Source organism: Kitasatospora sp. NPDC008050 (genome assembly GCF_042957465.1).
GTDB lineage: Bacteria > Actinomycetota > Actinomycetes > Streptomycetales > Streptomycetaceae > Kitasatospora.
In genome coordinates this window covers 216,419-229,300 of record NZ_JBIBIJ010000006.1, presented here as the reverse complement: position 1 = coordinate 229,300, position 12,882 = coordinate 216,419, and the positions used below count along the sequence as shown (strand labels likewise).

The following is a 12,882-nucleotide window of genomic DNA, read 5'->3' as shown; positions in this document are numbered from 1 at the left end:
CGGCTAAAGTCATCCGTACGGCATTGTCCGAGTGGATGAACATCACGCAGCCCGCGCGGCAACACCCCGAAGGAGGCCCCGTGTCCACCCCCGGCCTCCCTGCGCCCGGCCTCCCCAACTCCGGCCTCCCGACGCCCGGCCTCCCCTCCCCCGGCCTCCCCAAGTCCGGCCTCCCCCTCCGCCAGCTGCTGATGTCGCTCGGCGAGCCGCTGGTCGAGCTGCAGGCCGCGCCGGCCGGACTCGACGTGCTGGTCCAGGACGTGGCGATCCTCGACCCCGAGGACCCGGCCACCGCCAACCCCGGCGAACTCATCCTCGCCATCGGCGCCCGCGGCCGGGCCGCACTGCCCGCGCTGCGCGCCGCCGGACGCGCCAGGGCGGCCGCCGTCGCCGTCAAGCTGGACGCCCCTGGGCAGGCCGACGCGCTGCGCGAGGCGGCCACCGAGGCGGGCGTGGCGCTGCTCTCGGTGCGCCGCGAGACCCGCTGGGAGCACCTGGACGCGCTGGCCAGGGCGGTCATCGGCGGCCCGGACGCGCCGGATACGGCCGACCACAACACCGGCGACCTCTTCTCGCTGGCCCAGACCACCGCCGTGCTGACCGGCGGCATCGTCTCCATCGAGGACACCTCCAGCCGGGTGCTGGCCTACTCCCGCTCGGCCGACTCCGACGAGGTGGACGACCTGCGGCGGCTGTCCATCCTGGGCTGGCAGGGGCCCGAGCCCTACCTGTCCAAGCTCCGCGAGTGGGGCATCTTCCAGCACCTGCGCACCTCGGACAGCGCGATCGCGGTCGAGCCGCATCCGGAGCTGGGCCTGCGCCGACGCCTCGCGATCGGCATCCGGGCCGGCGCGCAGCCGCTCGGCACCATCTGGGTCCAGGAGGGCTCGCAGCCGCTCACCGCGCAGGCCGAGCAGGCGCTGGTCGGCGCGGCCCGGGTGGCGGCCGCCCAGCTGATGCGCCGCCGGCGCGAGATGTCCGCGGACGTCCGGCTGACCCAGACCCTGCTCACCGGGCTGCTGGAGGGCAGCACCGGGCCGCAGTCGCTGGCCACCCACCTCGGGCTCCACCAGCACCGCCCGGCCACCGTGCTGGGGTACGCGGCCGTCGGCGCGGACCTCAACCGCACCGAGGTGACCGGGCTGATCTCGGTGCACGCCGCCGCCCGCCACCGCGGCGCGCTGCTGGCGCCCATCGACGCCCGGATCTACGTGCTGCTGCCCGAACTGCCCGCCGCCCTGCCGATGGCCACCGTGCGCGCCTGGGCGCAGGAGGTGGTGGACGCCGCCCGCGACCACCTGGGCGTCGAGCTGCGGGCCGCGATCGGCAGCACCGTCAGCGGGCTGGGCGCGGTGCCCGCCTCCCGCGCCCAGGCGGACCGGATCCTGGACGCGATGGGGCGCGGCGGCGTCGTGCCCGAGGTCGCCGCGCTGATCGACGTACAGGCGGAGGTGCTGGTCAGCGAGGTGCTGGCGCTGCTCCAGGAGCGCCCGGCGCTGCGCGACCCGCGGCTGTCCGCGCTCACCGAGTACGACGGGCGGCACGGCACCCGGCTCGCCGAGTCGGTGCTGGCCTGGCTGGACGCGCTGGGCGAGGTCCGGGTGGCCGCGCAGGCGCTGCACATCCACCCCAACACCCTGCGCTACCGGGTGCGCCGGGCCGAGCAGTTGACCGGCATCGACCTGGCCCAGCCGCAGCAGCGGCTGCTGGCGATGCTCCAGCTGCGGCTCCCGGCCGACGAAGAGCACTGACGAAGAGCCCTGACGTAGAGCCCTGACGAAGTGCCCTGACCCGTCCACCGCCTCAGCCTGCGTTCAGTGCGCGCGCTCCCGGCGCCACCGCTCCCAGGCCGCCAGCCAGGCCCGCTCGGCCAGTTCGACCGCCTCCGGCCCCAGGCCCCGGCTGCCGGCCAGCTCCGCCCACGCCGACTGGGCCGCCAGGCTCGGCACCTGGCTGGCGAAGACGGTGTAGCGGAGCAGCTCCTCCAGCGCGTCCCGGCCCGCCTCGGTGCCGACCAGCCACTCCACCCGCTCGGCCAGCGCCAGCAGGTGGGCGACCATCAGCCCGACCGCCTCACCCGCCTCGCCGCGGTCCTCCCCGGCGTAGCGCATCTGCTGGCGGATCGCCGCCTCCCACTGCTCGGGCGGCTCGGCCACCCGCAACCGGCGCGGCAGCTTGGTGCGGCCGCAGGAGAGCCGGTGCGCCCGGTGCGCCATCGCCCGCTCCACGCTGAACTCCAGCAGCGCCCGGTGCGCGTCCATCCCGGTCAGGGCCAGCTGGCTGCGCTGGGCCTGGGCCACCCGCGCCACTCGGCGGGCCCGCACCTGGCGCAGCAGCGCGGTGCGGCCCACCGCGAAGCGCTCGTAGTCGTGGTGGCGCAGGTGGCTCAGCTCGATGTCGGCGGGCCCGATGCCGCGGCCGCAGATCAGCACCACCGAGCCGTAGACCAGCAGCCGCCCGGCCCACACCGTCCGGGCCAGCCCGGACGGGCCGCTGCCGGCGCCGCGCTCCTCGTGGATCTGCACCGCGACGGGCTCGCCCTCCACGCTGATCCACTCGCGCATCGCCCGCACCTGGCCCGGGCTGTCGCCCTCGTCGATGCCGAGCTGCTCGTAGACGCGGTCGCGCTCGCGCTCGACCAGCTCCTCCAGCTCGGGCAGCGGGGTGTGGCGCTGAACGCCGGGCTGGTAGGTGCGCACGGTGACGTAGGGGCCCTCCAGCGAGGTCCAGTCGCCGGAGCGCAGCTCGACCCAGCAGAGCTCACCGTTCGCGCTCTCGTACCCGGTCATCGCGTCGCTGTCCCCGGCCGACGCCGCGCCGTCCGTCACGCCGTGGACGTCACCGCCCGCCGTGCCGTCCACGTCGCCGCCCGCCACCGGCCCACCGGCCTGTGCCCGCGCGATCCCGCGCGCGCCGCGCCCGGCCCGGTTCACGCTGTACACCAGGAAGTCGAGCTCCTCGAAGACCTCGGCCGGTTCGAGGCCCTGCCCCGGCTCCCGCTCGGTCAGTGCCCGCAGGGCGTCGTCGTCCGGCTCCGCGGCCCAGCTCCCGCTGCTGATCGTCACCTTCGCCGCACCCCCGCGGTTTCGCCCTCGTTCGGTCCGCGGCCGACCGCGGCCGGGGCTATCCGGCAGGTCGGACCGCGTCCGCCCACGATACGTGCGCGTGACCTGCGGGGCCATCAGCTTCCCTCGTACGGTTGGCAGATACCCCGCTCCGGGCCCGCCGCGCACCGATCGGGCCTAAGGTGTCGCGCCACCGCCCACGCTCGCCGCGCCACTGCCTACGCTGGCGCCATGACGAGCAGCAACGAGGGTGCCCCGCGGGTGCCCGCCAGGATCAGCATCATCACCCTGGGCGTGGCCGACCTGGCCGCCGCCACCGCCTTCTACCAGGCGCTGGGCTGGCGGCTCTCCACCGCCTCCACCCCCGAGATCGCCTGGTTCCGCACCGCCGACTCGGCGCTCGGCCTCTTCCCGGCCGAGCAGTTGGCCGCCGACGCGGGCATCCCGGCGGGCGGCGAGCCCGCCTTCCGCGGCGTGACGCTGGCGATCAACCTGGAGTCGCCCCAGGCGGTGGACGACGCCTTCGCGGTCGCCGTGACGGCGGGCGCCGGCGTGGTCAAGCCGCCGGCCGCCACCAGCTGGGGCGGCTACAGCGGGTACTTCGACGACCCTGACGGCCACCTCTGGGAGCTGGCCCACAACCCGTCCTTCGCCTTCACCGCCGACGGACGGCTGGACCTGCCCTGAAGACGGACTTCAACCGCTACCGGCTGACCAGCGCCTGGCGGCTGCCCGTGCCCGCCGCGCAGGTCTACCGGGCGCTGCGCGAGGTGGAGCACTATCCGCGCTGGTGGCCGCAGGTCCGCGAGGTCCAGAGGCTGGACGCCGACTCGGGGCGGCTGCGGATCCGCTCGGTGCTGCCCCACGACCTCGTCCTCACCGCCACCACGCGCCGCGAGGAGGAGGCCCCGGGCGGGCGGGGCGGGGTCCTGGAGGCCGCGCTGGCCGGCGACCTGGCCGGCTGGTCCCGGTGGACCGTGCGCCCGGACGGGCCCGGCCACGCGCTGGCCGTCTTCGAGGAGGACGTCCGCGGCGGCAAGCCGCTGATGCGGCGGCTCGCCCTGCCCGGGCGGCCGCTCTTCCTGGCCAACCACGCGCTGATGATGCGCGCCGGCCGCCGCGGCCTGCGCCGCTACCTGCTGCACAACGGGTAGCGGACAGGCCACAGCGGCCGAACGAGGCCCGCCACCAGGCCCAGGCCTGGTGGCGGGTCCCTGACGGGACGGGACTACTGCCGGGACTACTGGCGGGACCTGGCCTTGAACGCCGCCTTGCGGGCCTCCTTGGCCACCTGCCGGTCCAGGTGCAGCTCCCCGACCGCCTCCAGCACCCGCGCGGTGTAGGGGTGGTCGACCCGCCACAGCTCGCCGAAGAAGCTCGCCGGGTTGTCGGTCACCGGCATCCCGGAGATCAGCTCGCGCAGCAGCTCGGCGTCGCCCTCGCTGTCCAGCAGCTGGGCGGCGAAGGTGTCCACCGTGGTCCACAGCACCATCGAGCGCTCCGGCACGGGCACGTCCTGGGCCCCGCGGGAGACCAGCCAGGCCCGCACCCCGCCGCCCAGCTCCGGGTCGGCGAGCACCTCCCGGGCGGCCGGCTCGGCCGCCTCCCCCAGCTCGCCCAGCGCCAGCTGGGCGAGCATCCGGCGCAGCGGCGCGGTGCGGTCGTCGCCGCGCGCGGCCGTCAGCAGCTCACGGGCGGCGGTCAGCGGCTCGCGGTCCGCCAGCCAGACCCGGATCTCCTGCTCGGGCAGCACATTGCCGGCCTCCGCGATGCCCTGCAGCAGCGCGGCCGCGTCACCGGTGGCCAGCTCGCCGATCAGCGGCGCCTCGTAGCCCTCGTCCAGCAGCCACTGGCGCACCCCGTACTGACCCAGCGGGGTCAGCTTGACCAGGCCGAACCGGGCCGCCTCCGCCTCGTCCAGGGTGCGCTCCGCGGCCGCGCCCTGCACCGGCTCCTCGCCCTCCTCCTCGTCGAAGAGCTCCGGATCGATCGGCTGGTACTCCAGCAGCCCGATCTCGGCGAGGTCGGCGAGCATCGGGTCCAGGGCGACCATCACATCGGTGATGTCACCGAGCATCTCCTCGTCCGGCTCCTCGCCCTCGGGCACCACCAGCAGCGCGGCCAGCACCCCCAGCGGGACCGTCTCCTGGCCCGGCTCGGCAAAGGCGGTGGCCTCGTAGAGCACCTGCAGGGCCTCGTCCAGCAGCTCCGCGGCCTGCTCCTGGACCTCCTCGTACTGCGCGAGCAGCTCCTCGGCGCGCTCGTCGTCGGCCTCTTCACCGGCATCCGGCTCGGCGTCCAGCGGCTCGATCTCGACGGCCAGCTCGGCGATCACGTCGGCGGCGGCCAGCCACAGCTCCAGCACCGACTCCGGATCGCCCTGCTCCACCGGGGCCAGCTCCTGGCTGGGACCGGCCGAGCGCCGACCGGCCTCGTCGTGGGCGACCAGCACCAGCTCCAGGTCGCTGGCCAGCGACCAGACCCGCATCGCCTCCAGCACCGCCTCCTCGGAGACCTCGCCCTCGGCCGGGGCCAGGCCCAGGAACCGGGCGGCGGCCTCGCGGTCGGCGTCCAGCAGGTCGCCCAGCTCGTCCACCGGGCGGGTCGGGGCGCTCCACCGGGCCAGCTTGACCGCGTGCGCGATCAGCGGGACGGCCAGCGCGGCGGCCGCCAGCTCGGCCTCGGGCAGCAGGCGCACCGGCGGCACCAGCACGGCGAGGTCGTCGAGGTCCTCCTCCTCGTCCGAACCATGCGCGCCGTAGAGATCGGCGAGCTCGAAGTCGGCGGGCAGCAGGCTCTCGCCGGGCTGTGCGTCAGGCCCGGTCGCCGACGAGTGGTCAGGGTTCTTGCGGCGTCGAGCGGCCATCGGGCGCGTTCTCCTCATGAAGGGCGGGTCTGTACTGCGTCAAGGCGGGGCTGCACTGCGATCAGCGTATCGGCCGATCCGGCGGCCGCGCCCGTCCTGCGGGGGGCGCGTGCCACTCGTGCACGCCCCAGTCGCGCCACCCCGTATCCTTCGTCTGGACCCCGTGCACACCCCGCGCGCGGTCACGCCTGGGCAAAGCCGCCCAGTTCACCTCAGCACACCTCGCACCACCACGGATCTCCCGCACCATGGCCACCACCACAGCGCCACCGGACGGGCGCGTCGGCCTCCCACGCCGACCCACGGTGGTGCCCGGCCACAGGAGATCCCTGCCATGGCGGACCTCTCCCCTGCCGGTCCCGGCCTGCCCAACGCGCAGCTGTCCGGAACCCGGCTCTCGGAGGCCCTGCTCCCCCTGGAGCTCGCACCACGCACCCAGCTCCAACTCGCCGCGGTCAGCCGCTGGAACGCACTGCGCGGCGTGCGCGTCGGCCTCTGTGCCGCCGCCCTCCTGCTGCTCCTGATCGGGGCCAACCTCGCCACCCCGGTCTACCCCCTGCTCCAGCAGCGCCTGGGCCTGACCGCCTTCGACACCACGCTGCTCTTCACCGTCTACGTCTTCGCGCTGGTCCCGGTGCTGGCCGCGGTGGGCCACTGGTCCGACCTGCTCGGCCGCCGCGCGCTGATCCTGCCGGCCGTCTGCCTGGCCGCCAGCGGGGACGCGATCTTCGCCACCGCCAACAGCTTCGGCCAGCTGGCCGCGGGCCGGGCCGTCCAGGGCATCGCCGTCGCCCTGGCCACCGGCGCCGCCGGCGCGGCGCTCGGCGACCTGCTGCCCGACCACCCGACCCTGGCCGCCAAGCTCACCCTGGCCTGCTCCGCCGGTGGCGTGGCGCTGGGCCCCGTGGTCGGCGCCTCGCTCGCGGGCGGCTCCCACCCGCTGCTGACGCCCTTCCTCGCCCACGCGGTGGCCCTGCTGGTGCTCTGCGTCCCGCTGGCCCTGGTGCACCCCCGGATGCCCGGTGCCCGCCGCCCGCACGGTGCGCCGCCGCGCGTCACCTCCGCGCTCCACCTGCGCCCGCGCCGCCTGGCCCTGCCGGCCCAGGGCCGCCGCACCTTCCTGCTCGCGGCCGGCGCCGGCTTCGTCTCGTACGCCGTCTTCGGCGTCTACCTGAGCCTGGCCCCGGCCTTCTCGGCCGGCCTGCTGCACACCCACTCACGGATGGTCGGCGCCGTGGTCGCCGCCCTGCTGCTCGGCTCCTCGGCCCTCGCCCAGCTGCTCATCCCGCCCACCGCCGACCGCCGTCTGATCGCCCTGGGCATGACCGGCCTGGCGCTCGGCCTGGCCCTGGTGGTCACCGCCCAGTACGCCCACCAGCCGGCCCTGCTCTTCCTCGGCAGCGTCCTCGGCGGCGCCTGCCAGGGCATCGCCTTCCGCTCCCTGTTCACCGCCGCCGTCGCCGCCATGGACCCGGCCCGCCGCGCCAGCGAGATGAGCGCCCTCTGGGTGATCGTCTACCTCGGCAGCTCCCTGCCCATCGTCGCCGTCGGCGCCCTCTCCCAGCACTACGGCCTCCTCCCGGCCGTCAGCGGCTTCGCCATCATCGCCGCCACCGCCTGCCTGGCCCTGGCGGGCGCAGTGCTGCGCCGCCGCTAGTCCTCCCAAGGACGCCAGAGTTCGGTGCGTAACTCGACGTCGAACGGCTCGGGCAACCGCACCGGCTCGCCGAACTTCCAGCTCCGCAGCTCCTCGTAACGACCTGCGAAGCGGTCGGGGTTGCCGTACAGGGTGATCCCCGGCCGCTTCGGGTCCCGGTCGATCAGCAGGTAGTGAGGCACGCCACACCGCGCGTACCCGTTCCACTTGGTCGCGCGACAGCCCTGAACAGGCTCCCGGTCATCGTGGGCGCTGGCTCTCGCCGTTACTTCCATGACCAGCTCAACCTGATCCGCTCGCGGAAACTCAAAGGCCCCGGCCCAGCCTTCGGCCTCGATCTGCTGGTGGAGAACCAGCAGATCGGGGATGTAACCATCGCCGATCCCGGCCAAGTCAAGCCCGAGCAGCTGAATGGCCCGCCAGGGAAACCGGGAATCGGCAATGCCCCGGCCGCAGATCTCCTGCTGGAAATCCCCAACGATGACGGCGTGTGCGAGAGTCCGCCCAGGTGACACAACGACGTCCCCCGCGATCACCTCCACCGGAACGTTCTTCGGCACCCGCAGCCAGTCGGCCAACTCACCCCGCAGCCACATCACATACGGGAAGTCAGGCAGCGGGAAGTGTGCGATCGCGGCTTCGGACACAGCATCCAGGGTAGGCAGAGACACCGCTGCCGCGTGACTCATTCCCCCGAAGGAGCGAGCCACGCGGCAGCAGGTTGACCACGGTGCGGGTGTCAGACGTTGAACCCCAGTGCGCGCAGCTGCTCGCGCCCGTCGTCGGTGATCTTGTCCGGGCCCCACGGCGGCATCCAGACCCAGTTGATCCGCAGGTCCTGGACCAGTCCGTCGGTCGCGGTCTTGGCCTGGTCCTCGATGACGTCGGTCAGCGGGCAGGCCGCGGAGGTCAGCGTCATGTCGATGGTGGCCACGTCGGACTCGTCGATGTGGATGCCGTAGATCAGGCCCAGGTTGACCACGTCGATGCCCAGCTCGGGGTCGACGACGTCCATCAGGGCCTCGGTCAGGTCCTCGACGGAGACGGTGCCTGCCGTGGTGCCGACGATGACCGTCGGGCCCTCGGTCCGGTCCTCGACCCGGCCCTCGGTCTCGGCGGCCGGGGTGCCGGCCTCGGTGTCGCTCATACGCAATCGGTCCTCAGAAAGTCGGCGGTAAGCCGGTCAGTCGGTGGTGGCGGGCTGCTCGGCCAGCGCCTTCGCGGTGGCGTCCTTCCAGGCCATCCAGCTCAGCAGGGCGCACTTGACCCGGGCGGGGTACTTGGAGACGCCGGCGAACGCGACCGCGTCCTCCAGCACCTCCTCGTCGCCCTCGCCCTGGCCCTTGCTCTGCATCAGTTCCAGGAACGCCTCCTGGATGGCCTGCGCGTCGCCGACCGTCCTGCCGACCACCAGGTCGTTCAGCACCGAGGCGCTGGCCTGGCTGATCGAGCAGCCCTGCGACTCGTAGGAGATGTCCGCGACCACCGGACCGTCCAGCCGGACCCGCAGGGTGATCTCGTCACCGCAGGTCGGGTTGACGTGGTGGACCTCGGCGTCACCGTCGCGCAGCCCCTTGCCGTGGGGGTTGCGGTAGTGGTCCAGGATGATCTCCTGGTACATGGAGTCGAGCTTCATGGCGGCGTCACACCCCTCAGCCGAAGAAGTTGCGGACGTGGTGCAGGCCGTCGATCAGCTGGTCGACCTCGCCCGGCGTCGAGTACAGGTAGAACGACGCCCGCGTGGTCGCCGGAATTCCGTACCGCAGGCAGACCGGCCGCGCGCAGTGGTGGCCGACGCGCACGGCGATGCCCTGCTCGTCCAGCACCTGGCCCACGTCGTGCGGGTGCACGTCGCCGAGCACGAAGGAGATCGCGGCACCGCGGTCCACGGCCGTGCGCGGGCCGATGATCCGCAGGTCCGGCACCTCCTGCAGGCGGTTGACCGCGTACTCGGTGATCGCGTGCTCGTGTGCGGCGATCCGCTCCATGCCCACGTTGGACAGGTAGTCGATGGCCGCGCCGAGTCCGACCGCCTGGGCGATCGGCGGGGTGCCGGCCTCGAACTTGTGCGGCGCGGGGGCGTAGGTGGACGAGCCCATGGTGACGGTCTCGATCATCTCGCCACCCCCGAGGAACGGCGGCAGGTCCTCCAGCAGCTCCTGGCGGCCCCACAGCACACCGATGCCGGTGGGAGCCAGCATCTTGTGGCCGGTGAAGGCGACGAAGTCTGCCTCCAGTGCCTGCACGTCGAGCACCATGTGCGGGGCGGCCTGCGAGGCGTCGATCAGCACCAGGGCGCCGACGTCCTGGGCGCGGCGGACGATCGCCTCGACCGGGTTGACGGTGCCCAGCAGGTTGGAGACCAGCGTGAAGGAGACGATCTTCGTCTTCTCGGTGATCAGCTGCTCGATGTTGGACAGGTCGAGCCGGCCCTCGTCGGTCAGCCCGAACCACTTCAGCTTCGCGCCGGTGCGCTGCGAGAGCAGCTGCCACGGCACGATGTTGGAGTGGTGCTCCATCTCGGTGATGACGATCTCCGCGTCCGCGTCCACGCGGTACGGCTCGTCGGCCCAACCGAGCATGTTGGCAACCAGGTTGAGCGACTCCGAGGCGTTCTTGGTGAAGATCACCTCGTCCCGGCTCGGCGCGTTGACGAACGCCGCGACCTTGTCCCGGGCACCCTCGTACAGCGCGGTGGCCTCCTCGGCCAGCACGTGCACGCCGCGGTGCACATTGGCGTTGTGCCGCTCGTAGTACGCGTTGAGCGCCTCCAGCACCTGCCGGGGCTTCTGCGAGGTGGCCGCGTTGTCCAGGTAGACCAGGGGCTTGCCGTCGTGCAGCACGCGCTGCAGGATCGGGAAGTCCTTGCGGATCGCGTCGGTGTCGAGCAGGCCGCTCAGCGCCGAGCCGACCCCGCTCTGCGCGGTACGAGGGATTGTCACTCGGAAGCGCCGCCCTTCACGTAAGCCTCGTAGCCCTCGTTCTCCAGCTTGTCGGCCAGCTCGGCGCCACCGGACTCGACGATCCGGCCGGCCGAGAAGACGTGAACGTAGTCGGGCTTGATGTACCGCAGGATGCGGGTGTAGTGGGTGACCAGCAGGGTGCCGACCTCGCCGGTCGCGCGCACCCGGTTGATGCCCTCGGACACCTGGCGCAGCGCGTCGACGTCGAGGCCCGAGTCGGTCTCGTCCAGGATCGCGATCTTCGGCTTGAGCAGCTCCAGCTGGAGGATCTCGTGGCGCTTCTTCTCGCCGCCGGAGAAGCCCTCGTTGACGTTGCGCTCGGCGAAGGCGGGGTCCATCTGGAGCGTCGCCATGGCCTCCTTGACCTCCTTCACCCAGTGACGCAGCTTGGGGGCCTCGCCGCGGATCGCGGTGGCCGCGGTGCGCAGGAAGTTGGAGACCGAGACGCCGGGGACCTCGACCGGGTACTGCATGGCCAGGAAGACGCCGGCCCGGGCGCGCTCGTCCACCGACATCGCGAGCACGTCCTCGCCGTCCAGCAGCACCTCGCCGCCGGTGACGGTGTACTTCGGGTGGCCCGCCAGGGTGTAGGCCAGGGTGGACTTGCCGGAGCCGTTGGGGCCCATGATGGCGTGGGTCTCGCCCTGCTTGACCGTCAGGTCGACGCCGCGCAGGATCTCACGGGGGCCGGTCTCGGTCTCGACGGAGACGTGCAGGTCACGGATTTCAAGGGTTGCCATGCTCAGGACTCCTGGGTGACGGAGACGAGCACATCGTCCCCTTCGATCTTGACGGGGTAAACGGGGACCGGCCGGGTGGCGGGCAGTCCCGAGGGCTTGCCGGTGCGCAGGTCGAACGTGGAGCCGTGCAGCCAGCACTCGATCCGGCAGTCCTCGACCTCGCCCTCGGAGAGCGAGACGTTCGCGTGCGAGCAGATGTCGTTGATCGCGAACACCTCCCCCTCGGTGCGCACGACGGAGATCGCCAGACCGCCGCCCAGCTCCACCCGCTTGGGGGTGTCCTCGCCCAGCTCGCTCAGCGAGCAGACACGCTGGTAGCTCATGCCACGCCTGCCAGTTCGGCCTCGATCTTGGCCATCAGCTGGTCGTGGATCTCGGCCACGCCGATCTGCTGCACCAGCTCGGCGAAGAAGCCGCGCACCACCAGACGGCGGGCCTCCTCCTGCGGGATGCCGCGCGACTGCAGGTAGAAGAGCTGCTCGTCGTCGAAGCGGCCGGTCGCCGAGGCGTGCCCCGCGCCGACGATCTCGCCGGTCTCGATCTCCAGGTTCGGGATCGAGTCGACCCGGGCGCCGTCGGTGAGCACCAGGTTGCGGTTGTGCTCGTAGGTGTCGGTGCCCTCGGCGGCGGCACGGATCAGCACGTCGCCGACCCAGACCGCGTGCGCGTCCTGGCCCTGCAGGGCGCCCTTGTAGACCACGTTGGACCGGCAGTGCGGGGTGTCGTGGTCGATCTGCAGGCGGTGCTCCAGGTGCTGGCCGGCGTCCGCGAAGTAGAGGCCGAAGAGCTCGGCCTCGCCGCCGGGGGCCGCGTAGGTGACCCGCGGGTGGATGCGCACCAGGTCGCCGCCGAAGGTGACCACGACGGACTTGAGCGAGGCGTCCCGGCCGATCAGCGCGGTCTGCTGGGCGGCGTGCACCGCGTCCCGCTCCCAGTCCTGGACCGAGACGAAGGTCAGCTTGGCGCCGTCGCCGAGCAGCAGCTCCACGTTGGCGGCCCGGGTGCCGGTGCCGGTGTGGTTCAGCACCACGACCGCCTCGGCGAACGGCTTGACGTCGATCACCACGTGCGCGAAGCGGACGCCGCCCTCGCCGTGCACGTCGATCTTGACCGGCTCGGTGAGCACCGCGTCCTTGGGGACGGTGACCACCAGCGCCTGCTCGAAGCCGCTGAACGCCTGCGCGGCGACCCGGTCGACCGGCTTGCCGGCCTTGCCGATCCGCGCGTCGTCGCGGCCGACGAGGTCGGCGGTGACGCCCTCGGGCAGCGAGAACTCGACCTTGTCGGTGCCCGCGGCAACCGCCGCCGCTTCGGCGGCGGTGCCGTCGTGCAGGCCGGCCAGGCGGTGCAGCGGGGTGAACCGCCAGTCCTCCTCGCGGCCGGTGGGCACCGGGAAGTCGTTCACGTCGTACGAGGGCTTGACCGCGACGCGGGCGTCGATCGGCTGCTGCACGGTGGCCCGGCCGGTGCCGGGACCCGCGAGCTGCGCGCCGGCACCGGCGGTACCGACCTCGATCGACCCGGCGGTGGTGGAGCCGGCGGTGTTCATAGGCGTGTCAGCCATGGCTGTTCGTGTTGCTCTCTTCCTCAA

General features: G+C 73.0%; 13 protein-coding genes. 4 read left to right on the top strand and 9 right to left on the bottom strand.

The genetic code is table 11. From position 1 onward, the window contains the following. Positions 1 to 80: 80 nt before the first annotated feature. On the top strand, positions 81 to 1,751 hold the full coding sequence (locus ACFZB9_RS14835) for a helix-turn-helix domain-containing protein (RefSeq protein ID WP_391447072.1): 1,671 nt from the start codon (positions 81 to 83) through the stop codon (positions 1,749 to 1,751). A gap of 63 nt (positions 1,752 to 1,814) precedes the next feature. Here the strand turns inward: ACFZB9_RS14835 and ACFZB9_RS14830 are convergent, their stop codons facing one another. Beyond that, on the bottom strand, positions 1,815 to 3,065 hold the full coding sequence (locus tag ACFZB9_RS14830) for a hypothetical protein (RefSeq protein ID WP_391447071.1): 1,251 nt from the start codon (positions 3,063 to 3,065) through the stop codon (positions 1,815 to 1,817). A 231-nt stretch (positions 3,066 to 3,296) separates the two neighbouring features. On the opposite strand from ACFZB9_RS14830, the gene ACFZB9_RS14825 reads away from it, so the two are divergent. Together ACFZB9_RS14825 and ACFZB9_RS14820 are read left to right on the top strand one after the other, a co-directional pair. Beyond that, a complete protein-coding gene (locus ACFZB9_RS14825; protein WP_391447069.1) occupies positions 3,297 to 3,752 on the top strand; it encodes a VOC family protein in 456 nt (151 codons plus the stop codon). After that, positions 3,749 to 4,219 (top strand): SRPBCC family protein, encoded by a 471-nt coding sequence (locus tag ACFZB9_RS14820; RefSeq protein WP_391447396.1) that lies wholly within the window; start codon positions 3,749 to 3,751, stop codon positions 4,217 to 4,219. Before ACFZB9_RS14825 ends, ACFZB9_RS14820 begins: the two co-directional genes overlap by 4 nt. An 86-nt stretch (positions 4,220 to 4,305) precedes the next feature. Here ACFZB9_RS14820 and ACFZB9_RS14815 read toward each other — a convergent pair whose 3' ends face one another. Next, positions 4,306 to 5,931 (bottom strand): hypothetical protein, encoded by a 1,626-nt coding sequence (locus ACFZB9_RS14815; protein WP_391447068.1) that lies wholly within the window; start codon positions 5,929 to 5,931, stop codon positions 4,306 to 4,308. A gap of 334 nt (positions 5,932 to 6,265) precedes the next feature. Here ACFZB9_RS14815 and ACFZB9_RS14810 point away from each other — a divergent pair, with 334 nt between their 5' ends. Then, positions 6,266 to 7,588 carry an MFS transporter gene (locus ACFZB9_RS14810; protein ID WP_391447067.1) on the top strand — a complete coding sequence of 441 codons (1,323 nt, stop codon included), beginning with the start codon at positions 6,266 to 6,268 and terminating at the stop codon, positions 7,586 to 7,588. Here ACFZB9_RS14810 and ACFZB9_RS14805 read toward each other — a convergent pair. The 7 genes from ACFZB9_RS14805 to sufD all read right to left on the bottom strand — a co-directional run bounded on the left by ACFZB9_RS14805 (position 7,585) and on the right by sufD (position 12,855). Beyond that, positions 7,585 to 8,235, bottom strand: coding sequence for a Uma2 family endonuclease (locus ACFZB9_RS14805; protein WP_391447066.1), 651 nt, complete (start codon positions 8,233 to 8,235; stop codon positions 7,585 to 7,587). The genes ACFZB9_RS14810 and ACFZB9_RS14805 overlap by 4 nt on opposite strands. A gap of 92 nt (positions 8,236 to 8,327) precedes the next feature. Further along, complete coding sequence (locus ACFZB9_RS14800; RefSeq protein ID WP_391447064.1) at positions 8,328 to 8,735, bottom strand: metal-sulfur cluster assembly factor; 408 nt, start codon at positions 8,733 to 8,735, stop codon at positions 8,328 to 8,330. Positions 8,736 to 8,771: 36 nt separating this feature from the next. Next, positions 8,772 to 9,224, bottom strand: a complete 453-nt coding sequence (gene sufU / locus ACFZB9_RS14795) for a Fe-S cluster assembly sulfur transfer protein SufU (protein ID WP_391447062.1) — start codon at positions 9,222 to 9,224, stop codon at positions 8,772 to 8,774. Positions 9,225 to 9,240: 16 nt separating this feature from the next. Further along, on the bottom strand, positions 9,241 to 10,488 hold the full coding sequence (locus tag ACFZB9_RS14790) for a cysteine desulfurase (RefSeq protein ID WP_391447395.1): 1,248 nt from the start codon (positions 10,486 to 10,488) through the stop codon (positions 9,241 to 9,243). A 38-nt stretch (positions 10,489 to 10,526) separates the two neighbouring features. Then, the gene (gene sufC / locus ACFZB9_RS14785) at positions 10,527 to 11,291 is read right to left on the bottom strand and encodes a Fe-S cluster assembly ATPase SufC (protein ID WP_391447060.1); all 765 of its coding nucleotides are present in this window, start codon (positions 11,289 to 11,291) and stop codon (positions 10,527 to 10,529) included. Between the two features lie 2 nt (positions 11,292 to 11,293). Then, the gene (locus ACFZB9_RS14780; RefSeq protein WP_327066676.1) at positions 11,294 to 11,614 is read right to left on the bottom strand and encodes a non-heme iron oxygenase ferredoxin subunit; all 321 of its coding nucleotides are present in this window, start codon (positions 11,612 to 11,614) and stop codon (positions 11,294 to 11,296) included. Further along, positions 11,611 to 12,855 (bottom strand): Fe-S cluster assembly protein SufD, encoded by a 1,245-nt coding sequence (sufD, locus tag ACFZB9_RS14775; protein WP_391447058.1) that lies wholly within the window; start codon positions 12,853 to 12,855, stop codon positions 11,611 to 11,613. Before sufD ends, ACFZB9_RS14780 begins: the two co-directional genes overlap by 4 nt. Positions 12,856 to 12,882: the final 27 nt, after the last annotated feature.